Raw genomic sequence first — 24,179 nt, forward strand, 5'->3', positions numbered from 1 at the left:
GGCCGCGCCCTTATTTTGCTTTAAGCCTAAAGCAAAATAAGGAGCGAACATGCGTATTGCCTGCCTGGGCGGCGGACCTGCCGGACTGTATTTTGCGATTTCGACGAAGTTGCGCGATCCGCAGCACGAAATCCACGTGTTCGAACGCCACAAGCGCGGCGAGACGTTTGGTTGGGGCGTGGTCTTTTCCGACCAGACCATGGGCAATCTGGTGGCCAACGATCCGGTGAGCGCTGCGGCGATGACCGAGAGCTTTGCACATTGGGATGACATCGAGGTCAGTGTATCCGGTCAATCCGTCAGCTCAGGCGGGCATGGCTTTATCGGAATCGGACGCCGCAACCTGCTGCGCATCCTGACCGAGCGCGCGGAGCAACTCGGTGTGGTGGTCCACTTCGAAAGCGAATTCGACGGCGATGTCTCGGACTTTGGCGATTATGACCTTATCGTGGCGTCGGATGGCATCAACAGTCAGGTGCGCACCAAATACGCCGACAAGTTCGACGTAGACATCGATGTACGGCGCAACCGCTTCTGCTGGCTCGGCACGACGCGCATGTTCGACGCGTTTGCGTTCCTGTTCGAAAAGACCGAGGCAGGCTGGATCTGGGCCCATGCCTACCGCTTCGATGACACGCATTCGACCTTCATCGTGGAATGCTCACCTGAAACGTGGACGGGCCTTGGCCTTGACCAGATGGAGCCCGAAGAATCCATCGCGCTGTGCGAACGCATCTTTGCGCGGCATCTCGATGGGCATGCGCTGCTGACCAATGCAGCGCATTTGCGCGGGTCGGCCGCATGGATCAACTTCCGCCGCATCCTGTGTGAGCGTTGGTCGTTCGACAATGTGGTGCTGCTGGGCGACGCTGCCCATACGGCGCATTTCTCGATTGGATCGGGCACCAAGCTGGCGCTGGAAGATGCGATCAAGCTTGCCGACGTGATCAGCCGCCCCGGTGCGCTGGACCGTGCCACAATGGCCCGCGCACTTGAGGAGTACCAGGAGGAGCGGCATGTCGAAGTGCTGAAGATCCAGAACAGTGCGCGCAATTCGACCGAATGGTTCGAAGCGCTGGATCGCTATATCGGGTTCGATCCGTTGCAGTTCACCTATTCGCTGATGACACGCAGCCAGCGTGTGAGCCACGAAAACCTGCGACTGCGTGACCCTGCGTGGCTGGATGGTGTCGAGCGCTGGTTTTCCGAGCGGAGCGAGGCAAACAACACGTGCCAGCCAATGTTCGCGCCCTTCTCGCTGCGCGGCATGACCCTGGCCAATCGGGTGGTTGTGCCGCCAATGCTGACCTACAACGCGGCAGCGGACGGCTCTGCGAGCCCGTTTCACAGCGTCCACTATGGTGCGCGGGCGCTCGGCGGCGCAGGCCTGATCATGACCGAAACGCTGGCCGTCTCGGCTGAGGGCAGAGCAACGCCTGCGTGCCCCGGCCTGTATGATGACCAGCAAATCGCCGCTTGGCAGGACATCAACGCCTTTGCCCACAACCACAGTAAGGCGCGCACTTGTGCGCAGATTGGCCACGCCGGTCCCCGCGCTTCGTGCGAGGTGCCCTTCGATGTGCCGACCGACACGCCGCTGGCCGATTCCTGGCCGGTCATAGCCGCGTCTGCGATTCCCTGGAAGGTTGGCGGCCTGATGCCGCATGCGGTCGAAGTTTCGGAAATGCCCGGGATCATCGAAGACTTCGTAGCCGCCACGCGCCGCGCCCAAGCGGCCGGGTTCGACATGATCGAAATCCACGCAGGACACGGATCGTTGCTGTCCAGCTTCATCACCCCGGTGCTGAACCATCGGACCGATGAATATGGCGGCTCTCTGGAAAATCGTCTCCGCCTGCCGCTCGCTGTTACGGCAGCCGTGCGTGCCGCATGGCCTGCCGACAAGCCACTCGCTGTGCGCATTTCCGCCAACGACTGGGTCGGCGATCAGGGCGTGACGCCGCAGGAAGCGGTCGAGATTGCGCGGTACTTCAAGGATGCCGGCGTCGATCTGATCGACGTGTCCTCCGGGGAAACGGCTTCTGTCGCAAGCCCCGTTTATGGGCGCATGTTCCAGACCCCGTTGGCCGATCGCATCCGCAACGCTGCGCTCATTCCGGTCATCGCCGTCGGCAATATCGTCGATTCTGATCAGGTGAACAGCATCGTGACGGCAGGTCGGGCCGATCTTGTCGCGCTGGGCCGCCCGCATCTGGCAGATCCCGTGTGGACATTGCGCGCGGCTGCTGCCTGCGACGACCAGGGGCAGTTCGTGCCAGCGCCCTATGTTCTGGGCCAACAGCAAGCGATCAGGTTGTCGAAGCAGGCGCAATCAGGCAAAGCCTGAGCCGAAAAGACAACAGGACTGGAGCCGGAATGAGCGAAGTGGCGGTTGTGGATGCACGCGACGAACCCGCAGGCGCGGGCACACCCGAACTGCGTCTTTGGGTGCGCTTGCTGCGCTGCGCCAAAATTGGCGAAAAGCAGTTACGTCGCAATTTCGAAGACCAGTTTGACACCACCTTGCCTCGCTTTGACGTAATGGCCGCTCTCCACCGCGAGCCCGATGGCCTTAGCATGGGTCGCCTTTCGCGGGCCTTGCTGGTGTCCAACGGGAACGTCACGGCAATCGTGCGGCAGCTTCAGGCACAAGGGCTGGTCGTGTCGCGGCCCGACCCTCAGGACGGTCGTTCGGCAATCGTTTCCCTGACGCCTGAAGGCGAAACGCAATTCAAGGCGCTTGCCGAAGCCCACCACCGCTGGATTGCGAAAGTGTTTCGCGATGTGCCTGCCGCACAGATCGACCAGCTGGTGCAGGGTCTCGGCGAGCTGCGAAAGATCTTAGGGGACGATAGTTGAGTATTGCCTTTGAAACATCGGCACAGGTGCGGTTCGCGCATATCGATGCAGCAGGAATCGTGTTTTACCCGCGCTATCTGGAAATGCTGAACGGCGCGGTTGAAGACTGGTGCGAAAGAGCGCTGGGCGTGAGCTTTCGCGAAATGCACCATGACCGGAAAATCGGAGTTCCTACTGTCAAACTGCAGGTGGATTTTACCGCGCCAAGCCACCTTGGCGACCATCTTTCGATTGCACTCACGCCCAAGAAGCTGGGCCGCAGCAGCTGCAATCTTGATATATGCTTCGCTTGTGAGGGTGAAGTGAGGTTAAAAGCAGAGGTCGTGCTGGTTTGCATGGATCTGGAGAGCCAGCGATCGACTGCTTGGCCTGACGATATGCGCCTGCGCATCAGCGAAGCTTCGACGCTGGCAGCTTGATCAGTTGCCGGCGCGCGCGCAATGTAGCGCGTCTCGGACTCCAGAAACGCTAAGGCCGCGCCGTTGGGGACGGCGCGGCCAGCGGACAACCAGATCTATGAGAGGGCGATCAGGCTGCCACAACAGGATGGCGCAATGTGCCAATGCCTGCGACCGTGGCGACGATGACATCACCCGGCCAGACCCATTCCTGCGGATCACGACCAGCGCCCACGCCGGCGGGCGTACCGGTGGCAATGATGTCACCCGGCTCGAGCGTAATGCCCTTGCTGATGTCGGCCACCAGTTCATCGACCTTGAACAGCATGAAAGCCGTGTTGCTGCGCTGCTTTTCCGTTCCGTTGACGGTGAGCCACAGGTCCAGCGTTTGCGGATCGGGGATCTCGTCAGCCGTGACCACCACCGGGCCCATCGGGCAATAGGTGTCTTGGCCCTTCGAATAGATCCACTGCCCTGCACGGCGGCAATCGCGCGCGCTCATATCGATGCAGACCGTATAGCCGAAAACGTAATTGAGCGCCTCTTCACGCGAAACCCGTTTGGCGCGCGTGCCGATGATCGCGGCCAGTTCGACTTCCCAATCGAGCTGCTGTGTGATTTCGGCATCGTGGACGATGGCGTCGTCCGGGCCGATCACGCTGGTCGGCGGCTTTGAGAAGATCACCGGCTGGCGCGGCAGTTCTGCCGAGGTGTCTAGCGACTTGGCGCTTTCCGCGACGTGTTCGGTGTAGTTCAGGCCGATGCCAAAGATGTTCTTGCGCGGGCGCGGGATGGGCGCGAGCAGCTTTACATTGGCAAGCGGGACGGCGCTGCCAAGTGGAAAGGAACCGTCAGCTTGATCCAGCATGGCACTGGTCTGTGTCACAGCCTGCGGGCCAAGATCGATGAACTCCAGCATGGTTGACGGCAGGACCACGCCCGCGGCGGCTCCAAAGCGGGCGAGATCGACGACAAGGCCGTCCACCAGCGCACCAAGCCTTGCTTCGGCCTCTACCGAGGCGCGATAGGTAACAAGCTTCATTGCAATTCCTTTTTCAGCAATCAGGTCAAAATTGGCTGGTGCCCGCCGTTGTCGCCGAAGGCCTCTTCACGGTAGAGACCAAGGGCACGCATCACCGGCAGGTCATGGAAGGCGAACAGGCAGGCATCCTCGGTTTGGGATGCATTGGCATGTTCGTGATACATCCAGGCAGGGACCACGAAGATGTCGCGCTCCTGCCAGTCGAACCGCTGTCCATTGATGATCGAATAGCCGCGTCCCTTGCAGCACTGATAGACAAAGCTGCCGGTCTGACGATGGGCCTTCGTCCGCTCGCCCGGACGCAGCATCTGCATGTGGGCACCGATCGTCGACATGACGGGACCGCCCGTATCCGGGTTCACGTATTCCATCAGGACGCCATCGTAGGGCGAACCATCGGTAACACGGGCGTACTTTTGCAGGGCCTCGTAAGTGGGCGCCCATTCGTACTTGAGCAGTGGCGAATAGCGCTTGTCCCAGGTCGCCCCCCACGGACGCAGACCGGCATTGGCCCAGGTGGCCACCGACGCATCGACCGGGTGACTGACAGCCTGATTGAGATCGGGGTGCACTTCATAGAAGTTCGCCTCGAGCGCATTCATCATCGGGATGTCCAGACCATCCTGCCAGATGCAGATTTCGCCATCTTCGGCCACGCCGTGTTCGTGCCAGGTGCCATTGGGCGTCAGCACGAAATCGTTCGCGCCCAGCGTCAGCTTCTGGCCATCGACATTGGTGAAGGCTCCGCTGCCCTCCATGATGAAGCGCAAGGCAGAGGCGCTATGGCGGTGCGACGAGGCACATTCGCCCGGCTTCATCACCTGAAGGCCCGAATAGAGCCATCCGACCGCTGCAACGACATCGCTGCGGCCCGGGTTTTCAAGATAGACGACGCGCCGCCCCGCCTGTTCGGGCGTGACCAGATCGAGCGCCTTCAGCACATCTTCGCGCAGATCGCGATAGCGCCAAAGCATCGGCACGGATGTGGAGGCGGGTTCCCACGGCTCGATCTTGTTGGCAACCGTCCATAGGGCGCCGGTTCCCAGTTCCTTCAGCCGCCTGTAATAGGCGACAAGCTCGGGGGTATCGGGCACGTTGGCACGGCCGATGACATCTTCGCGGTATTGGTCAAAGCTGGTTTCTTGCACGACTCATATCCTCGCTGCTCTCCCCAGAGCCAATTTATTATAGGCTTAAAATATCTTGCATCAGGCGATCTGGCAAGTATCCTGTTTGGAAGATGATCATTGCCGCAAATGCGGCGCAGATAAGAAGAATTCGTGATGGCACAAACCTTCAGGGCAGCAGCGGTTCAAGCGGCATCGATCCCGATGGATTCGGCAGCATCTGCACAAAAGGCCGCAGCATTGGTGCAGGAGGCGGCGCAGCAGGGCGCGCGGCTGATCGTGTTCCCCGAAGCATTCCTCGGCGGCTATCCCAAGGGTGCCTCATTCGGCACGCCGGTTGGAATGCGCAAGCCCGAGGGTCGGGAAGATTTCCGGCGCTATCATGCGGCAGCCATCGATCTGGATGGCCCGGAAGTGCAGGCCTTGTCCGAAGCCACACAGGCCACCGGTGCCTTCGTGGTTATCGGCGTGATCGAGCGCGACGGCGGCACCGTCTATTGCACGGCGCTGTTTTTCGACGGGGAAAAAGGGCTGATTGCCAAGCATCGCAAGCTGATGCCGACCGGAGCCGAGCGCCTGATCTGGGGCTTTGGCGATGGATCGACCATGCCGGTGATCGAAACGTCACTGGGGCGGATCGGCGCTGTCATCTGCTGGGAAAACTACATGCCGATGATGCGCATGGCGATGTATGATCAGGGCATCTCGCTCTACTGCGCACCGACTGCAGACGATCGCGATACGTGGGCAGCGTCGATGCGGCACGTTGCGCTGGAAGGCCGCTGCCATGTTCTGTCAGCCTGCCAGCACATCACGCGCGGTGCCTATCCGGAAGATTTCGACTGCGCGCTGGGTGACGATCCGCAAACCGTTCTGCTGCGCGGCGGATCGATGATCGTCGGACCTCTGGGACAGGTGCTGGCCGGGCCAGACTATAGCGGCGAGACGATCCTCTATGCCGATATCGACCCCGATGATCTCGTGCGCGCAAAATACGATTTCGACGTGACCGGGCACTATGCACGCCCAGACGTGTTCTCGCTCTCGGTCAATGTGGCACCCCAACGGGCGGTTCGGCGCGAGGGTGCGGAGTAAGCTTGATGCACTTCGATTTCAGTGTCCTGGCCGCGCCTGAGCGCTACAAGCTTATGGCAGCAGCGATCACCCCTCGCCCGATCGCGTGGGTGACGACCGTTTCGGTTGACGGCATTCGCAATGCTGCGCCCTATTCGTTCTTCAACATGATGGGATCGGAGCCGCCGCTCGTTGCCATCGGCATGATGCGCAGGCCGGATGGAACGCACAAGGACAGTGCGCGCAATGTGATCGATACACGGGAGTTCGTGGTCAATCTGGTGGCCGAACACGATGCTGCGGCGATGAACTTCACCTGCATCGATGCGCCGCCAGAGTATGACGAGTTGGCTCACGCCGGTATCGCTGTCACGCCTTCGCTGGCAATCGCGCCGCCGCGGATCGCATCTGCGCCGGTGGCTATGGAGTGCCGCGTGCTGGAGACGTTCGACAAGGGCGCGACCACCGTCGTGCTGGGCGAAGTCCTGCACTTCCACATCGAGGAAGCGCTGGTTGATCCAGCGCGCCTGCATGTCGACACGCTGGCCATGAACCTTGTTGCGCGCATGCACGGCGCGGGTTGGTATACCCGCAGCACCGACCTGTTTCAGCTCGAGCGCCCGAGCTTTGCCGCTGAGGCCGACGCTACAAAGGCGCTTCCCACGCGCTGATTGGAACGATGTCGAGGCTGCCGATGCGCCCATCGGCATCGGTTGCCATCACGATGTCGATCACACCGCGCTCAAACCGGGCGCGCAAGCGGTGGGTGGTGCCGCCGCATTCCTTGCGGGTATCGAAAAGCGCCACTTCCTGCCGCTTGCCCATGGGGGCGATCAGCATGGCGTATTGCGCCACCATTTCCGTGAGATCGAGCTTGGCATAATCGACATACTTTGCGCGATCCACGCGATCGGCGGCGAGATCGTCGAGAACGGTGCCGACTTGGCGAAGCAGCGCGGCGGGGGCATCTGACTGGGGCGCTGCGGCCTTCTGCCCGGATGGTCCTGCCATTGCCTGGGCAATCCGGCGCGCCATCGAAGCGGAATCGGCCGTTTCACCATTGGCCAGGACCACCACGGTCAGATCGTCTGCCGGTGCGTGAACGGCATAGGTCTGGAAGCCCTGCCACATCCCCGAATGATACCAGCTCGCTGCATTGGCGCCTCCGTTCTGGTACCAGCCCAGACCGTAGGAACACTGTTGCCCGTTCACGAGAACCGCAGGCTTTGCCATTTCCGCCCACGATGCCGGCGAAAGAACGGCCTTGCGCGACATTGCTTGCGCCCACGCGACATAATCGAGCACCGAGATATAGAGCGATCCATCGGCGGTTGAATTCGCCGTAGCCGAGATCTTCTCTGCATTGCGCAGCCCGCCATCGCGGAATTCGTAGCCCGTGGCGCGGTTCGGAATGATCGCCAGTTCGTCGATCCCTCTGGCCCCGGTCATGCCTGCTGGTTCGAACAGCCGCTTTTTCAGAAAGAGTGCGAAATTCTCGCCCGTCACGCGCTTCATGACATAGCCGAGGACGACGTAGTCTACATAACTGAAGCGCCAGCGCGTTCCCGGGCGGAAGTTGATATCCTGCCCGGTAATGATCTGGAGCAATTCGGCGTCAGTATACTCTTTCTGAAACTCGCCGCTGGGAGTGGCCGGAACGCCCGAGGTATGATTCAAAAGATGGCGGATGGTCACGCCAGCCCAGGTCTTTGGAAGCTCCGGCAGATATTTGCTGACCGGATCGTCCAGTCCAATCTTGCCGTCTTCTGCCAACCGCAAGATTCCCGCTGCCGTGAATTGCATGCCCAAAGCGCCGGTCTTGAACAGCGTGTCCGGCCGGACCGGAGCCGCAAGCTCCAGGTTGGCAACGCCATAACCATGTAGTTTCCGGACTGTACCGCGCTCAATCACACTCACTGCCACACCGGGCACTGCGGCCCGCTGCATCTCGCGCAGAACGATATCGTCGATGTCGTTGGCCAAGGCGGCGGACGGCACAGCGGCAAGGGTGAAAGCCGTGCCAAGTGCGAGAAGCGGTTTGTACAAGCGGATCATCATCTTGCGATCATGCCTGCGGCAAGGCGCATACCGTATTGCTGAAACGGCCTGTTCCTTTTCACACCCGGCCAAGTTTCATCGGCGACGGCCCGTCGGCATGGCAATGGGCCGGTATTCGGGCACGCTTGCCGATTTGTCCCAGATTCCAGCCGAGCGCAAAGGCCGTGCGAGCAGTTGCGTGGCACCCAGATTTGCACTGCCCAGCGTGCGCACATGATAAAATGCCTCGAAACCTTGCGGCGAGCCCGCCGTGCCACTGTCGAGCAGGGCAAGCCTTTCACCGTCGAGCGCAAGGGACACCATTTCGTTCAACCCGGCGTCGCGCAAGCTGGCGATCAGGATCAGGCTGTTTTGCGCAGGCCCGGGTATGCGGGCGATGTAGCCATAGTCCCGACGGGAAATTTGCAAGTCGCGCAATTCGATGCCGTCTGACCGGTATTGCTTCCCACTTGGAATGTCTGTCATGCTCACAAGACTGTCATCCACTCTAAACGATGATGCCTGTGCTACGGGATCGCGCAGGATTGCGCTGAAGCCGCTTATCTGGCCGATATAGACTACGTCGGTGGATTTCAGAATCTCCGGCGTGAGTTGCGAGGCCGAGACCAGATGCACATCGCGCTGGCGAAATACGGCATCCCGCCGAAGTGCGGTGCGGATAGCAAACGCTGCCGCAACGGTTGCCGATGTTACGTAGTGCTGGTTCTGATCGGATACGCTGTCGGCTTTTTCAGGGTTGAGCATCTGAAAGATGATCAAGTCTTCCGGTGCCGGGACCGACCGGTCCCAGATCAGCGTTGAGCCAGAGGGAGCAGATTGGCCATGGGGTTGGTTTGCGAAGAAGTAGTAGTCACCCATCACTATTGTGATTGGCCGTTCGGAATCGCGTATTGCGGCCCAAGGCATGGTGTCGGCAAGTTGGCCGCCCACTGCTGGCCGGAAGAACATCCAGGCGGCAATGGACAGAACAATCGCAAGGGTGGCAACACCGATCGCGCGGATGAATGTCTTGCCACGAAAACCGTTACGTACGGGTGGCAGGGATGCCCCCTCCTGGCCGTTTTCAGGTTCGGACGGTTCAGCCTGATGGGCAAGACGCAACATATAGCTTCCGACCATGAGGTCCAGCCGCGAGCCCTGCTCGTCTACGGGCAGACTCTGAAGCATCCGGCGCAACCTGTGAACGTAAACCCTGACATTGGAATCGCCGGGAAACGTGCCGACCCGTCCGGTCGAGAACACGTCCTGGGCAATCTGTGCTTCTGTGGGCGGATTGCCTTGCAGGCTGCGCTCAACAAGAAAATCAAACAACCGCAGCAGTTTGTCTGACCGATGCCCTTCGAGATTCGGGCGGATAGCGAGCGCTGCTGCGCGAATCTGGGCGGATTCGTCAGCGTCCGGTATCTCCGAAGATCGAGCATCATTCATGCGGCAAATTATCAACAATTCCCGGAAAATTGCAATTACAGTTGCAAAATATCAACACATGGAGCTCGCTGGCCGATTGCCCTACGCGGCAGGCCGCATTCGGACGGGTTTGAGGGGCTACAGTAACGGTTTCACAACTGTAATCGACTTCGCTCCAGAACCCAATCGCGCCCACAATTCGGAGGATGTTGTCGGAATACGACACCTGCCCCCGCCGGTCCACAAGGATCAGGTTATGTTCAAGGGCAAAGGTCCGTTTTCCGGCAATAGCAATTGATCGAGAGGAGTATTCGATGTTCAGCAAATGCCAGCAGGCCGCAGCCCTTGTTGCCGCAGCAGCCTTGGCTGTCTGTGCGGTGTCCCCGGCCCTGGCGCACCATTCCTTCGCCATGTTCGACCAGGCCAAGATCAGCACGAAAGTGCGTGCCACAGTCTCCGAGTTTCGCTTTACCAACCCCCACTCCTTCGTAGTGGTCAACGTGAAGGAAGGTAATGGCGTTACGCGCTATGCTCTTGAATGCAGCAGCGTGAACATGATGAGCCGCGCAGGCTGGAAGCACAACACGCTGAAGGCCGGTGATACCGTGGACATCACCTTCTATCCGCTGCGCAATGGCAAGCCGGGTGGCATGCTCAAGACGATCAAGGTTGCCGATGGGCGGATGCTCAGCGGCTGGTAAACGCAGCTAACGACATTTCTGGGGCGGCGCGTCGACGTCGCCCCATACAATTCAAAAATGCACATGCGAACGGCTCGTGGCTGAATCGCAAGGGAGAATTTTCATGCGTTTTCGCCCGATTCGACTTATGGCTGGTGCCGCAGCGCTGGGTCTAGCTGCGCTTGGTTCAACCGGTGGCTATGCCGCTGCCGCTGCCCCGGCGACCGCCACGGCCACTGCACCGAATATCACTGGCATCTGGGAGCTTTATCCCGATCCCTTCGCCGGCGAGGAAAATACCTTCCTCGAACTTCCGGTACCGGGTGATGGACCCAAGCTGCGCGAACCCTATGCCACCGAATGGAAGACGCTTCGCGCCAATCGCGACGCGAAGCTGAAGGCCGGTACGCCTCTTGTCGATCCAAACACGCAGTGCCTTCCTGAAGGTATGCCGTCGGTTATGGCGGCAATCTTCCCGCTCGAATTCCTGCAGACGCCGGGCCAGATAACGGTTCTTGCCGAGTTCATCACCCAGACGCGCCGCATCTTTCTGAACAAGACCATGCCGGCGCTCGATGAGCTGACGCCAACGTTCTACGGGATGTCGATCGGCAAATGGGAGGGCAACACCCTTGTTGTCACGACCAAGGGCGTCAAGGAAGAGACGCGCTTCTTCGAAATCCCACACAGCTTCGAAATGACCATAACCGAGCGTCTCAAGGTGACCGGCCCGGACACCATCGAAAACGAAATTACCATCGAGGACCCCAAGGTCCTGCTCGAACCTTATCGCTTCACCTACGGGTACAAGCGCAATCCCGAGTACCAGATCATGGAATACTACTGCGACCGCGAAGACCCCCTGTTCAAGGTCACGAAGGATGGGACTGTCGAGATGAAGTCCTCGGACGAGATCAAGTAAAGCCATGACACCCACCCGGCGCGAACTGCTCGCCACGGCTCTTGTCTCGACCGTGGCTGCGGCGAGCGCCGGAACTGTCTTTGCCCGAGCCCAAGCCCGCAAGCCTGCGCAGGTGATGTCAGCCACCCGGCGCGATGAGACGATCCGCAATCTTGGCGGATTGGGCGATGGCTACAAGATGACGCTGCGGCCCGATGGGTCGCAGCTTATCGTCGTCAATGACAGCCCGGGCTGGGTCGAGCCACCGAAGGCCTTCTACAGCACGCGCATCTGGCAGATGGGTGGTGGCCCTGCGGCGCCGACCTTTGCGGCGCTTCCTGGCTATCCCGACCTCAACCGGTCCGAGCGCCCGCCCGAGGCCCCGCACTATTACGGTCACGGCGTGGTGCAGATCGGCAATGCGATCTACCAGTTCCTTGGCACGCTCGATCATGCCGAAGACCGTCCGCGCCGCTGGACTGGTGCCAAGCTCATCATGTCGACCGATGGCGGCGCAACCTGGCGCAATCAGAACGGTTCGACGCCCGTGGTATGGGAAGAGTGGAAGGAGCAAACCCGCGACACCCTCGTGTTTTTCGAACCTGACGGCTGCTTCTCGCTCCTGTCCATTGCGCAATACGGGCGGGGCAGGACCGGACCGGATGGTTACGTCTATGTCTACGGCCTCAACGGCAGCGTCGATGGGCGCATGAACGAGCTCGTGCTGTTCCGTGCACAGCCGCAAGATCTGACAGATCGCAAGGCCTACCGGTATTTTGCTGGCCACGATGGCGCGGGGCGTCCGCGATGGAGCGCAGATATCACTGCGCGCAAGCCGGTTCACACATTCCCGCTTGGCTGGGTCAACAGCGTCAACCTGTTCCCCGGCGATCTTGTGGTGGAAGCATGGCTGCCGAGCGTCGTCTATAACGCACCACTGGGACTTTACATGATGTCCAGCGCCGGAATCGGCGTGGGACCAGATGGGACAGAATTCGGCAAACCCGGTTACCTTGGCCTATGGGTATCGGAACAGCCGACGGGGTCATGGCGCCAGATCCATGAAGACACGGCCTGGACCCCCGGAGGTGATCCGCTGTCCCGCGCCTACGCGCCACAGATTGCGCCGGGCTGGATTGCGCCCGACGGCCGATCGTTCTGGCTTGTATGGCCCGATCTCAAGGGCATCCGCGAATTTGGCGCAAGCGAAGCCGCAGTAGAAGCAGAGCTGGCCAAAGCCACAACGCCTGAAGAACGCACCGTGATCGAAACGGGTGTGGTCAGGCGCTTCATGCCCGGATTCAGCTTCAATATGCAGCGGATTGATCTGACGATCGCTTGACGTTCTTCACATCTCAACTTATGCATTTGCATATTGTTTGGGAATCGGAGGAACGTCATGGCTGAGCGCTCATTTGCCAAGGAGGTCGAGCACCTTCGCCTCGGCGACGGTGAGACGTTCAAGGGTGAGGCGATCCTTGCGATCACCAAGGGGCTGCTGCAGGCGGGCGTTTCCTACGTCGGCGGGTATCAGGGTTCGCCCATCTCGCACCTGATGGATGTGCTTGCGGACGCGAAGGACATTCTCGACGAACTGGGCGTGAACTTCCAGAGTTCGGCCAACGAAGCAACGGCTGCGGCCATGCTTTCCGCCTCGGTCATGTACCCCTTGCGCGGTGCGGTGGCGTGGAAGTCCACGGTGGGCACCAACGTCGCTTCCGATGCGCTGGCCAACCTTGCATCGGGCGGAGTGACCGGCGGGGCCATGGTCATCATCGGGGAAGATTATGGCGAAGGCTCCTCGATCATGCAGGAGCGCACGCACGCCTTTGCGATGAAATCGCAAATGTGGTTGCTCGATCCGCGCCCCGACCATTCTTGCATCGTTGACCTGATCGAAAAGGGATTCCAGCTTTCCGAAGTATCGAATACCCCGGTGATGCTCGAAGTGCGCGTGCGCACCTGCCACATGCACGGCAGCTTTGTGGCCAAGGACAACGTTCGCCCGGTATTCACGCTGGAAGACGCCCGCAATAGCCCCAAGCGCGATCTGGACCGCATCGTGCTGCCACCGGCGGCCTATCTGCACGAGCAGGAAAAGATCCTGCACCGCCTGCCCGCCGCGATCAATTTCGTGCGGGACAACAAGCTGAACGAATGGTTCGGCCCATCAAAAGGCAAGGTTGGCATCGTGCTGCAGGGCGGGATGTACAACAACGTGATCCGTGCGCTGCAGTACCTCGGCCTGTCCGATGCGTACGGGAATACCCAAGTTCCTCTCTACGTGATGAACGTGACTTATCCGGTGATCGACAGCGAGATCGCCGAGTTTGCGGACGGCAAGGACTCGATCCTAATGGTCGAGGAAGGGCAGCCCGAGTACCTGGAACAGGCCGTCAACACGATCCTGAAGCGCCGTAATCATACCGCGCGGGTTCAGGGCAAGGATGTTCTGCCGATGGGCGGCGACTACACGGTTCAGGCGCTGATGAGCGGGATCGGCGCGTTCATCGAACAGAACCACCCTCACCTGCTGGGCAATCGTCCACCCCTTCCCGATGCGCGCGAGGCGCTGGCCTTGCCAGAGGTCGAGAAGCTCAAGTCAGTCGTACCGAGCCGTCCGCCCGGCCTGTGCACGGGCTGCCCTGAACGTCCGATCTTCGCCGCGATGAAAATGGTCAATGAGGATCTTGGTGAACATCACGTGTCGGCCGACATCGGCTGCCATCTCTTTTCGATCCTGCCGCCGTTCAACATCGGTTCGACGACGATGGGCTTTGGACTTGGCGGCGCATCGGCGTCGGCCTTTGGCCAGAAGGGGGGCAAGCGTTCGATCGCGGTGATGGGTGACGGCGGATTCTGGCACAATGGCCTGACCAGCGGTATCGGCAACGCCGTCTTCAACAAGCACGACGGCGTTTTCCTGATCGTCGACAACTACTACTCGTCGGCCACAGGCGGGCAGGATATCCTGTCTTCGCGCGCAACCAACGGCAATCGCAAGACCAACAACCCGATCATCAAGGCAGTTGAAGGCGTCGGCGCTACGTGGATCCGCGAAGTCGACCGGACCTATGATGTCGGCAAGATGAAAAAGGTGCTGACCGAGGCCCTGACCACCAAGGAGGCGGGGCCGAAGATCATCATCGCCTCGTCCGAATGCATGCTCAACAAGCAGCGCCGGGTGAAGCCATTGGTGGCCAAGGCGATCAAGGACGGCAAGCGCATGGTGAAGGAGCGCTTTGGCGTGGACGAGGACGTCTGCACTGGCGATCATGCCTGCATTCGCCTGTCCGGTTGCCCTTCGCTGTCCGTCAAACAGCTGGACGATCCGCTGCGTGACGATCCGGTGGCGGCAATCGACAATACCTGCGTCGGCTGCGGCAACTGTGGCGAGGTTTCGGAGGCTGCGGTGCTTTGCCCGTCGTTCTACCGCGCCGATGTGATCCACAATCCCACGTGGTGGGACAAATTCAAGGCGCGCCTGTCGATGACTGTCGTAAACTCCCTGCAAGCGCGCCGTTCGCGCAGCCGGGTCGCGGTGGAGTTCGCATGATGCGTGACGAGACTGTCCGCTTGGCCCTTGCCCCCGCCGGCGATGCTACCGAACGCCCGATCTCCATCGCCATCGTTGCCATGGGCGGCCAAGGTGGCGGCGTCTTGACCGGATGGGTGGTCAAGCTGGCCGAGGATGCAGGCTGGGTTGCCCAATCCACCTCAGTTCCCGGTGTCGCGCAGCGCACCGGAGCGACGATCTACTATGTCGAGATGATGCGCGCGCAGGATGGCCGCAAGCCGATCCTTGCTCAGATGCCCACGCCGGGCGATGTCGATGTCGTGCTCGCTTCGGAGTTCATGGAAGCCGGCCGGTCGATCCTGCGCGGGATCGTCACGCCGGGCCGCACCACACTCATCGCATCCGATCACCGTTCGCTGGCCATCTCGGAAAAGAGCGCGCCCGGGCTCGGGATTGCCGACAGCAGCGCCGTGACCGACGCGATTGGCGTGGCAGCACGGCAGGAAATCATCTTCGACATGAACGCGCTGGCCATCGAAAACGGCAGTGTGATCTCCTCGGCGATGTTCGGTGCGCTGGCGGGTTCGGGCGCGCTGCCCTTCCCGCTCGAAGCCTATCACGCGGTAATCGGGACGGGTGGCAAGGGGGCGGCCGCAAGCTTGCGGGCCTTCGGCGCTGCTTTCGAACGAACGGTTGCCATGGCTGAAACTGCAAACGCAGAGCCTGTGGCCCCTGCAGCCACACCTGCGCCCAAACCCGACGCAGCAATCCCGCGTTTCCGTGATCACCGGATGGACACGCTTGCGCGCCGTGTCGATGCGCTTGAACTGCCCCGCCCTGCCGCTGAACTGGCGCTGCGCGGCTTGGCCAAAGTCGTCGATTTTCAGGACCTCGACTATGGTTCGGAATATCTCGAACGCTTGGAACGCATACACCAGATCGATCAGATGCTTGGTGATGCGACAGCATCAGAAACGGGCCATGCTCATGAATTGACGGCGCAGACGGCAAAGTACCTCGCCAATGCGATGGCCTATGACGACATCGTGCGCGTGGCCGATCTCAAGACCCGAGCCGGCCGCCGCCAACGCATCGTCGATGAAGTAGGTGCAAGGGAAGACCAGATCCTGCATACGACCGAATACATGCATCCCCGACTGGAAGAGCTGGCCGGGATCCTTCCGGCAGGCTTTGCCCGCTGGCTGCAACGGCAGACCGGCCTTTACGGCTGGCTCGACCGCCGGATCGACAAGGGGCGCCGCGTGCGCACGTATTCAGCCGGGTGGTTTGTGCTGCTCTACATCGTTGGTGGACTGCGCAGCTGGAGGCGCGCGTCATTGCGCCACGCCACCGAAATGGCGCATATCGAAGCGTGGCTGGCACAAGCCGTCCAGGCCGCACAGTACGACTATGCACTGGGCGTCGAGATCGTGAAGTGCCGTCGCCTGATCAAGGGCTATTCCGACACGCACGAGCGCAGCCAGTCCAAGTTTGCGAAAGTTACCGCCGCGATCCAGCAGCTGTTCGGTCGTGACGATGCCGCCAAATGGGCGAGCCGCCTGCGCGAGACCGCCATCCGCGACGGCGAGGGTGGCGATCTGGATGGCTTGATCAAGACGATCCGCTCATTTGCCTGAGGCACCTTGCAGCGCTTGCCTCGATAGGGGCAAGGCTGCAAGAAGCTCTCCTCGCCTCCCAGAAGAGTTGATCGGCCAAGGTTTATGCAAGCGCGCAGTTGGGAAGTCCGCCTCTGGGTCAGCGCCCTTTCGCTCCAGTCTGAGCTCTATGCCCGCCTCAACCGCACGATGACGCGGGAATGCGGGTTGACGCTGGCAAAGTACGATTTCCTTGCCCAGATATACGGTCTGCCGCAGGGGCTGACCCTTGGCGATTTGACCCGCAAACTGAAGGTCACCGGCGGCAATGTAACCGGCCTTGCCAAACGGCTTGTTGCCGATGGCCTCATCACGCGCGAGATGTCGGCAACCGATCGTCGCTCATTCATCGTCACGATCACACGGCAAGGTGCGGTGGCCTTCGAGGCGGCCCGCGCACGCCACGATACGCTGGTGCACGAATGGCTTCACGGTCTGCCAGGCGCCGATCTGGAGCAGGCCGTCGGCGTGCTGGAACAGGTCAGGGGCAAACTGGCGCGAACTGATGCAAGCCATGCCGGATAACCCGTCGCCACCCGCAACGCTCGCCGAACTTGAGGCTCAGCTGTCCTATTTGGTCAACCGACTGGCAAGCCACAGCCAGTCTCGCTTGGGCATCATGCTGAAGCAGTGCGGCGCTTCACTAATTGTCCTGCGCACGCTGTCAGTGCTGCATATCGAGCACGGTCTGACCATCAACGAGATTGCCGAACGCACTTTCAGCGAGCAGTCCAAGGCCAGTCGCACAATCGATTCGATGGTCGCCGCAGGTCTTGTTGAGCGCCATACTCCCGATACCGACCTTCGCCGCCGTGAAGTTGTACTCACCGATGCGGGACGCGCATTGCTGTTTGCTTGCTGGCCGGAAATGGAAGCGTTCCATACCCTTGTGACCAAAGGCATTTCCAAGGAAGATCTGGCCGCTACGCGACGCGTGCTGCTGGCGATGACCGCAAACCTGCGGTCCTAATCAATCCTTGCCGGAAGCGTGCACAGGGCGACTTGACGAAATTTACTTTATAGCTCAATTTATGCATATAGATATTTATTGGAGAAAGAGGGCGTGAGTTTGCTAGACCGGGATGGACCGGGCGAAACCGTATTCTCCCGCTTTGCCGGTACGGCAGCGCGCTTTCCCGAAAAACCATTTCTGAACATCCTGCCAGAGACGGCAGAGGTCTATGGCATCGAAGCGGGCGAGATCACGTACGCCCAGATGTACGCGGCTGCGTCGCTACGCCGTTCCGCGCTGGCAGCAGCGAACGTGGGCATGGGCACGCGCATCGGCCTGTTGCTGGAAAATCGCCCGGTATTTCTGGAAATCTTTCTTGCTGCCAACAGCCTTGGCGCATCGGTGGTGCCGATCAATCCTGATTTGCGTTCGGCCGAGCTGGAATACCTCGTTTCGCATTCGGAAATGTCGCTCGCCTTCGTGACTGCGCCGCGGCGTGACGAAGTTTCGGCGGCTGCCATTGCCGGGGGCAATCCGATTCCCTGCATCACGCCGGAAGACATCATTCCCGCGCTTTCACGCCCGGCAACGGCCAACGCCCAACTCGGTCCATCGACCGAAGCTGCACTGCTCTACACCTCGGGCACTACCGGACGCCCGAAGGGTTGCGTGCTGTCCAACGAATACTTCCTCCACTCGGGCGACTGGTATCGCGATACCGGAGGGATCATCGCGTTGCAGGATGGCCAGGAACGGATGCTCACGCCGCTGCCTGTGTTCCACATGAACGCGCTTTCGGTATCGGTCATGGCGATGATTACCGTCGGCGGATGTCTGATTATCCTTGATCGGTTCCACCCGCGCTCATGGTGGCAATCGGTGCGCGACAGTGGTGCGACGTGCCTGCATTATCTTGGCGTTATGCCGGCCATGCTGATGAACGCGCCTGAAAACGAGGCAGACCGCAACCATGCAGTGCGCTTCGGCTTTGGTGCCGGATCGCCGCGCGAACTGCATGGCCCGTTCGAGGAGCGCTTCGGCTTTCCGCTGGTCGAAGCGTGGGCGATGACCGAAACCGGTAGCGGCGGTGTGATCTGCGCGTCCAGGGAACCGCGCAAGGTGGGCACAAGCTGCTTCGGGCGCCCTGGCCAGGATATGGAAATTCGTATCGTCGACGATGCGGCCAACGAGGTGGCTACGAACGTTCCAGGAGAGCTGCTCGTGCGCCGTGCAGGCGCAAATCCGCGTTATGGCTTTTTCAGCGAATACCTCAAGAACCCGGAAGCCACTGCCGAAGCATGGGAAGGTGGCTGGTTCCATACCGGCGACATTGTCGAGCGTGATGCCGATGGTGACCTCCACTTCGTGGACCGCAAGAAGAACGTGATCCGCCGTTCGGGCGAGAACATTGCAGCCGTGGAAGTCGAAGCCATTCTGGCGCGTCACCCCGCGATACGCGAAGTTGCCGTGGCGGCTACGCGCGATGCCGTCCGCGGGGACGAAGTAGCAGCGCTGGTGGTTTGCGACGATGCCGGGCAGCCCGCCGAAACAGCCAGCGAAATCGTACGCTGGGCCTTGGGACAAATGGCCTATTACAAGGCACCGGGCTGGCTGGGCTTTGTAAATAGCCTGCCACGTACGCCGACCGAAAAGATCATGCGCGCGGCGTTGAAGGACGTGGTGGAAGAGAAGATGCAGCGCGGCGAACTGCATGACACGCGCGCGCTCAAAAAGCGTCAGGCATGAGCAAGGCGCAGGCGCCCTACACCGGTGTGGCGGTCTGTGCACCGATCACGGTGCCTTACCAGCGTTTTTCGGCAGAGCCGGCACACTGGTGGGCCGGGCGCGCATTGCGCCACTTGCGCGCGATGACCGGATTGGGCCCCTCGGACATTGACGGCTTCTGCTTTGCCAGTTTTTCGTCCGGGCCGGATTCAGCGGTCGGCATGATCCAGCATCTGGGGCTTAGCCCACGCTGGCTGGATCATATCCCTACTGGCGGGGCAAGCGGCGTCATGGCCTTGCGCCGCGCAGCGCGGGCCGTGCAATGTGGCGACGCCGAACTGGTTGTATGCCTGGCTGCAGACACCAACCAGATCGATAGCTTCCGCCACAGTCTTGCCGGTTTTTCACGCTTTTCACAGGACGCTGTCTATCCGTATGGATTTGGCGGCCCAAATGCCACGTTTGCCCTGATCACCGACGCTTACATGCGCGAATATGGCGTAACGCGAGAAGAATTTGGCAAACTTTGCCTGGCGCAGCGCGCCAATGCCGGATCGAATCCGATGGCCTTGCAGCGCAAGCCCCTCACGCTCGATGCATACATGGCAGCGCGCCCGATCGCCGATCCTGTCCACCTGTTCGATTGCGTCATGCCTTGCGCAGGAGCCGAGGCGTTTATCGTGACAACCCCGGAACGGGCGGAGGCGCTTGGGCTGAAGATGGCGCAGGTTCTTGCCACGATCGAACGTCACAACGCTTTCCCGCAGGACCCCGTGCAGTCGCGCGGGGGCTGGGCCATGGACATCGACAGCTTCTGGGAGACGGCCCGCATAACGCCGGCGGACGTCGATGTGCTGCAAGTCTATGATGACTATCCGGTCATCGTTGCGATGCAGATCGAGGATCTTGGCTTCTGCGAAAAAGGCCAAGTGGTGCAATTCATTCGGGCCAACGACTTTACCATCACGGGCGACCTGCCGCTTAACACCAACGGTGGACAGCTTTCGGCAGGGCAGGCCGGTGCGGCAGGCGGATTCCAGAATGTGACCGAGGGCCTGCGCCAGATTCTGCACATGCCACTGGGCGATCAGGTGCCTGACGCGCGCATCGCCGCAGTTTCGGGGTTCGGATTGGTCAACTACGATCGTGGCGTCTGTACGGGTGCAGCACTGCTGGAGGCGCTGCCATGACCGCAACGCGCGAAAAACGTGACCCGCTTGCCCGCAAGCGCCTGCGCCATGTTCCCATGGGCCTGCGCAGCAGGGCGATGCACGCCCTCTCGGCCCGCGCAGCGCAGGGACGCTTTGTGCTGCAGGCCTGCACCGAATGCGGCAATGTCACCTATCCACCGCGCGATGCCTGTCCGCAATGCTGGGGCGAACTTTCTTGGCAGGATCAGCCCGACGGCGGCCAGGTTTTGTGCGAAACGACCGTCCGTGTTTCCACCGATCTCTATTTCAGAGATCACATGCCCTGGCGCATGGGCAAGGTCCTGCTGAATGCTGGTCCGGTAGCATTGGTTCACTTGCACGCAGCCTTGCATCCCGGCGACCAAACGGTGGTGCGGATGATGATCGATCGGGGTGGCAATGCAGCGCTTTTCGCCATCCCCGCAGAAGGAACTGATCTGATGAGCGATCCGCAGTGGCGCGAATTCGTGGTGCCTGTTGAAGGCCGCATTGCGCTGGTCAGCGATGCGCGATCCGCCATCGGGCGGGCCGTGGTGAAAGAACTGCAGGCGCGAGGTGCCGAGTTGGTCGTCGCAGGACTTCCCGGCCCATCGCTCGCCGCCGACGCCAATGACGCCGTATTCAACCTCGATCGCGTACAAACGATCGCGCTCGATGTCACCGATGCAACGTCGGTGGCCGAGGCCGCGAGCAGGATCGGTGGCCCACTGGACATCGTCGTCAACACTGCCCGCCATGTTCGAACCGGCGGTGTCAGCGCCAATCCGGGTTTTGTCGAACAGCGCCGTGCGTTCGAAGTTTCGGCGATGGGTTTCTCCCGCCTTGCCAGCACGTTCGCACCGATCCTGGCAGGCCGCCCCAACGGCGCCTTCGTAGATATCCTATCATCGTCGGCTCTGTGCGGCGAAGTGCACCAAGCAGGATTTGCAGCGGCTGAAGCTGCGCGGCATTCGCTGCTGCAGTCCCTCCGTCAAGAGATGCGGGCCACGGGTGTACGCGTGATGTCGGTCTTCACCGGGCCGGTCGAAGACGCTGATCATCAACACGTCCCACCGCCAAAAGTCGCTCCATCCCGCATTGCTTCGAGCGTTGTCGATGCCCTGCTGAACGGTCGCGAACAGACCTGCGTCGGCGATGCCGCACAAGACGCAATGGAGCGCTGGCTGACCGATCCTGCCCTCTTTGTTCGGGAGAAGAACCTGTGACCGCTGCGCAATCCCTCGTCGCCGATCTTGCCACGGCTATCGCCACGGGCTCGGTTGAGATTGTCGATCTTACCAACGTGCTTTCGCCCGATTTTCCGGTGATCGTTCTCCCGTCCGAGTTCGGCCAGTGTGAACCGTTCCGCATGGAGACCGTCTCTCGCTACGACGGCAGTGGTCCGGCGTGGTACTGGAACAACATTTCGATGAACGAACATACCGGTACGCATTTCGATGCTCCGGCACACTGGATCACTGGCAAGGACGTGCCCAACGGCACTGTCGATGCAGTATTGCCGCGCGACTTCGTTCATCCGGTTGTGGTGATCGACATCGCGGCCGAAGCGGCACAGGATGAGGACTTCATCGTGACGCGCCCATTCCTGGAAGCATGGGAACGCGCAAATGGACCGATCCCACCGCGCCACTGGATATTCCTGCGCAGCGACTGGTCAAAGCGGGTGGGCACGCTGTCCTATCTGAACTTGCGCGATGATGGCGCGCATTCTCCTGGCCCCGATGCCGATGCCATGCGCTTTTTGGTGCACGATCGGGATTGCGTAGGGTTGGGCGTTGAAACGGTCGGCACCGATGCAGGCATGTGCTCGCACTTCGACGAGCCGTTTCCGGCCCACTCGATCCTCCACGGCAATGGCCGATTTGGTCTGCAGTGCCTGACCAATCTGGATCGCCTGCCCACCTTCGGGGCTGTGATCGTTGCAATGCCGCTCAAGATCAAGGGCGGATCCGGCAGCCCGCTGCGGGTGGCAGCAATGATCCCGCGCAGTTGATGGATGTCTGGCCGGATTTACAATCCAATCCGGTAGAAGCGCTATACCTTTCGCTGCCTGGAACCGGCATTTTGTCCAGCACCCGGCGTTCCGCATAGACCCTCAGCAATCGAGTCTCGATGTCCAGCACTGATTCAAGCGTCCAGGGCCCTGAAGCGAACCGGCAGGGCGGGCTCCTTCCCGGCATGCTGGGAACGGGCGACATCATTTTCATGATCCTGGCCTGCGCGGCGCCGATGGGCGTGCTGGCCGGCATCATTCCGCTGGCCTTTGCCTTCGGCAATGGCGCTGGAATGCCCGGCACGCAGCTGATGATCAGCGCTGTCATGGTGCTGTTTGCCGTGGGATACGTGCGCATGATCCCGCACGTACGCAATGCCGGTGCGTTCTATGCCTACATCGCGGTGAGCCTGAACAAGGAAGCGGGCATTGCCGCGGCCTATACCGCAGTCGTTGCCTATATCTGCGCGGCAGCTTCGGTGCTTGGTGCGATGGCATTTTTTGCGTCGGACCTTTCAAAGACTGCCTTGGGGATTGAAACGCCGTGGGTGCTCTGGGCTGCGCTTGGCGTGGCGGTCATTTCCTGGCTCGGCTATCGCAAGATCACGATGGCGGCCAAGGTTCTGGCCGTTGCCCTCCTGCTGGAAGTGGGGCTGATCGTCGTGATCGACGTCATGATCCTTTATGACGCGGGCTGGGCCGGTCTCGATTTCAGCAGCTTCACCCCGGGCAAGGTCTTTGCACCCGGCCTCGGCATTGCGGTGATCTATGCGATCAACGGCTGCATCGGGTTTGAGGCGACCGCGATCTATCAGGAAGAAGCGGTTGACCGCGCTCGCACGATCCCGCGTGCTACCTATGGTGCCGTGCTGGTGCTGGGCACGTTCTACGTGCTTTCCGCTTGGTGTCTCGTCCTTGCTGAAACGCCCGAGCGCATACAGCAAGTTGCCGCAGCAGACCCCGGTCGGCTCGTGACGGGCATTGCCTTCCGATACCTTGGCGAATTCGGTCGTGAGGCCTTGAACCTCCTGACCGTGACCAGTCTGTTTGCGGCCGCGCTGGGCTTCTTCAACAACATCGCCCGCTATTTCTTTGCCCTTTCGCGGGACGGATTGATCCCGGCGGCACTGGGCCGGGTCCACCCCGTCCATGGTTCGCCATATAACGCTTGCCGACTGCTCACGGTGATCTTGTTTACGATCATGGCCCTGTTCGCGATTGCCGGGTTGGACCCATTGCTCAACCTTTCGACCAGCCTTTCGTCGATGGGCGCAGTCGGTCTTGAAATCCTGCTCACCGTCACATCGCTTGCGATCCCTGTCTTCTTTGCGCGGCGCGGAGAATATTCGTTGGGCAAGACGCTGGCCCCGCTGCTGAGCGGCGTGATCATCGGAATCGCAACGGTCCTGTCGCTGGCCAACTATCAGGCGCTTACCGGGACTACGTTGATCATCGTGAACGCCCTGCCGCTCCTGTTTCTTGTCACGGCTTTTGCAGGGATTGCGCATGGGGCTTATCTGCGCCGCAAGGCGCCTGCCACATATGCCCGCGTGGGAACGACGCAAGTCGAAGGCGACGTGGCCACGGTCCCGGCCTGAACC

The 24,179-nt window shown here is 60.8% G+C and carries 22 protein-coding genes; 17 read left to right on the forward strand and 5 right to left on the reverse strand.

The window, feature by feature from the left end; translation table 11 throughout:
* Positions 1-49 precede the first annotated feature (49 nt).
* The 3 genes from GGQ88_RS02940 to GGQ88_RS02950 are packed head-to-tail and all read left to right on the forward strand — an operon-like array spanning position 50 to position 3,278.
* Positions 50-2,347: a bifunctional salicylyl-CoA 5-hydroxylase/oxidoreductase gene (locus GGQ88_RS02940; RefSeq protein WP_183611587.1), complete on the forward strand. Its 2,298-nt coding sequence runs from the start codon at positions 50-52 to the stop codon at positions 2,345-2,347.
* A 29-nt stretch (positions 2,348-2,376) separates the two neighbouring features.
* Positions 2,377-2,859, forward strand: coding sequence for a MarR family winged helix-turn-helix transcriptional regulator (locus tag GGQ88_RS02945; RefSeq protein WP_183611589.1), 483 nt, complete (start codon positions 2,377-2,379; stop codon positions 2,857-2,859).
* Positions 2,856-3,278 carry an acyl-CoA thioesterase gene (locus GGQ88_RS02950; RefSeq protein WP_221214463.1) on the forward strand — a complete coding sequence of 141 codons (423 nt, stop codon included), beginning with the start codon at positions 2,856-2,858 and terminating at the stop codon, positions 3,276-3,278. The genes GGQ88_RS02945 and GGQ88_RS02950 overlap by 4 nt, the downstream gene beginning before the upstream one ends.
* A 109-nt stretch (positions 3,279-3,387) precedes the next feature.
* Here the strand turns inward: GGQ88_RS02950 and GGQ88_RS02955 are convergent, their stop codons facing one another.
* Both GGQ88_RS02955 and GGQ88_RS02960 read right to left on the reverse strand, forming a co-directional pair.
* The gene (locus tag GGQ88_RS02955; protein ID WP_183611591.1) at positions 3,388-4,299 is read right to left on the reverse strand and encodes a fumarylacetoacetate hydrolase family protein; all 912 of its coding nucleotides are present in this window, start codon (positions 4,297-4,299) and stop codon (positions 3,388-3,390) included.
* Between the two features lie 20 nt (positions 4,300-4,319).
* Entirely contained in the window at positions 4,320-5,447 is a 1,128-nt protein-coding gene (locus tag GGQ88_RS02960) for a cupin domain-containing protein (protein WP_183611592.1), read from the reverse strand.
* A 135-nt stretch (positions 5,448-5,582) separates the two neighbouring features.
* Here GGQ88_RS02960 and GGQ88_RS02965 point away from each other — a divergent pair, with 135 nt between their 5' ends.
* Positions 5,583-6,521, forward strand: a complete 939-nt coding sequence (locus GGQ88_RS02965; protein WP_183611593.1) for a carbon-nitrogen hydrolase family protein — start codon at positions 5,583-5,585, stop codon at positions 6,519-6,521.
* Positions 6,522-6,526: 5 nt separating this feature from the next.
* Positions 6,527-7,171: a flavin reductase family protein gene (locus tag GGQ88_RS02970; protein WP_183611595.1), complete on the forward strand. Its 645-nt coding sequence runs from the start codon at positions 6,527-6,529 to the stop codon at positions 7,169-7,171.
* Here GGQ88_RS02970 and GGQ88_RS02975 read toward each other — a convergent pair.
* From GGQ88_RS02975 to GGQ88_RS02985, 3 genes are all read right to left on the reverse strand, one after another.
* The gene (locus tag GGQ88_RS02975) at positions 7,146-8,558 is read right to left on the reverse strand and encodes a serine hydrolase domain-containing protein (protein WP_221214464.1); all 1,413 of its coding nucleotides are present in this window, start codon (positions 8,556-8,558) and stop codon (positions 7,146-7,148) included. The two genes, GGQ88_RS02970 and GGQ88_RS02975, sit on opposite strands and share 26 nt — an antisense overlap.
* Positions 8,559-8,633: 75 nt before the next feature.
* A complete protein-coding gene (locus GGQ88_RS02980; protein WP_183611596.1) occupies positions 8,634-9,986 on the reverse strand; it encodes a hypothetical protein in 1,353 nt (450 codons plus the stop codon).
* The gene (locus tag GGQ88_RS02985; RefSeq protein WP_183611598.1) at positions 9,979-10,377 is read right to left on the reverse strand and encodes a hypothetical protein; all 399 of its coding nucleotides are present in this window, start codon (positions 10,375-10,377) and stop codon (positions 9,979-9,981) included. The genes GGQ88_RS02980 and GGQ88_RS02985 overlap by 8 nt, the downstream gene beginning before the upstream one ends.
* Between GGQ88_RS02985 and GGQ88_RS02990 the strand changes: the two genes are divergently transcribed.
* The 12 genes from GGQ88_RS02990 (at position 10,376) to GGQ88_RS03045 (ending at position 24,176) form a co-directional block, all read left to right on the forward strand.
* The gene (locus GGQ88_RS02990) at positions 10,376-10,666 is read left to right on the forward strand and encodes a DUF6152 family protein (RefSeq protein ID WP_183611600.1); all 291 of its coding nucleotides are present in this window, start codon (positions 10,376-10,378) and stop codon (positions 10,664-10,666) included. The two genes, GGQ88_RS02985 and GGQ88_RS02990, sit on opposite strands and share 2 nt — an antisense overlap.
* A 103-nt stretch (positions 10,667-10,769) precedes the next feature.
* Positions 10,770-11,567 carry a hypothetical protein gene (locus tag GGQ88_RS02995; protein ID WP_221214466.1) on the forward strand — a complete coding sequence of 266 codons (798 nt, stop codon included), beginning with the start codon at positions 10,770-10,772 and terminating at the stop codon, positions 11,565-11,567.
* Between the two features lie 4 nt (positions 11,568-11,571).
* On the forward strand, positions 11,572-12,888 hold the full coding sequence (locus GGQ88_RS03000; RefSeq protein WP_183611602.1) for a DUF4185 domain-containing protein: 1,317 nt from the start codon (positions 11,572-11,574) through the stop codon (positions 12,886-12,888).
* Positions 12,889-12,945: 57 nt separating this feature from the next.
* Positions 12,946-15,102: a thiamine pyrophosphate-dependent enzyme gene (locus GGQ88_RS03005; RefSeq protein WP_183611603.1), complete on the forward strand. Its 2,157-nt coding sequence runs from the start codon at positions 12,946-12,948 to the stop codon at positions 15,100-15,102.
* Entirely contained in the window at positions 15,099-16,700 is a 1,602-nt protein-coding gene (locus GGQ88_RS03010) for an indolepyruvate oxidoreductase subunit beta family protein (RefSeq protein WP_221214467.1), read from the forward strand. Before GGQ88_RS03005 ends, GGQ88_RS03010 begins: the two co-directional genes overlap by 4 nt.
* 84 nt (positions 16,701-16,784) lie before the next feature.
* Entirely contained in the window at positions 16,785-17,243 is a 459-nt protein-coding gene (locus GGQ88_RS03015; protein WP_183611607.1) for a MarR family winged helix-turn-helix transcriptional regulator, read from the forward strand.
* Entirely contained in the window at positions 17,224-17,688 is a 465-nt protein-coding gene (locus tag GGQ88_RS03020; RefSeq protein ID WP_183611608.1) for a MarR family winged helix-turn-helix transcriptional regulator, read from the forward strand. Before GGQ88_RS03015 ends, GGQ88_RS03020 begins: the two co-directional genes overlap by 20 nt.
* A gap of 93 nt (positions 17,689-17,781) precedes the next feature.
* Positions 17,782-19,416, forward strand: a complete 1,635-nt coding sequence (locus GGQ88_RS03025; protein WP_343057061.1) for an AMP-binding protein — start codon at positions 17,782-17,784, stop codon at positions 19,414-19,416.
* Positions 19,413-20,585 (forward strand): thiolase family protein, encoded by a 1,173-nt coding sequence (locus GGQ88_RS03030; protein WP_183611610.1) that lies wholly within the window; start codon positions 19,413-19,415, stop codon positions 20,583-20,585. Before GGQ88_RS03025 ends, GGQ88_RS03030 begins: the two co-directional genes overlap by 4 nt.
* On the forward strand, positions 20,582-21,790 hold the full coding sequence (locus GGQ88_RS03035) for an SDR family NAD(P)-dependent oxidoreductase (protein ID WP_183611612.1): 1,209 nt from the start codon (positions 20,582-20,584) through the stop codon (positions 21,788-21,790). Before GGQ88_RS03030 ends, GGQ88_RS03035 begins: the two co-directional genes overlap by 4 nt.
* Positions 21,787-22,578, forward strand: a complete 792-nt coding sequence (locus GGQ88_RS03040; protein ID WP_183611614.1) for a cyclase family protein — start codon at positions 21,787-21,789, stop codon at positions 22,576-22,578. The genes GGQ88_RS03035 and GGQ88_RS03040 overlap by 4 nt, the downstream gene beginning before the upstream one ends.
* A 119-nt stretch (positions 22,579-22,697) precedes the next feature.
* Positions 22,698-24,176: an APC family permease gene (locus tag GGQ88_RS03045; RefSeq protein ID WP_183611615.1), complete on the forward strand. Its 1,479-nt coding sequence runs from the start codon at positions 22,698-22,700 to the stop codon at positions 24,174-24,176.
* Positions 24,177-24,179: the final 3 nt, after the last annotated feature.

It is taken from the genome of Novosphingobium hassiacum (assembly GCF_014196055.1).
Classification (GTDB): domain Bacteria; phylum Pseudomonadota; class Alphaproteobacteria; order Sphingomonadales; family Sphingomonadaceae; genus Novosphingobium; species Novosphingobium hassiacum.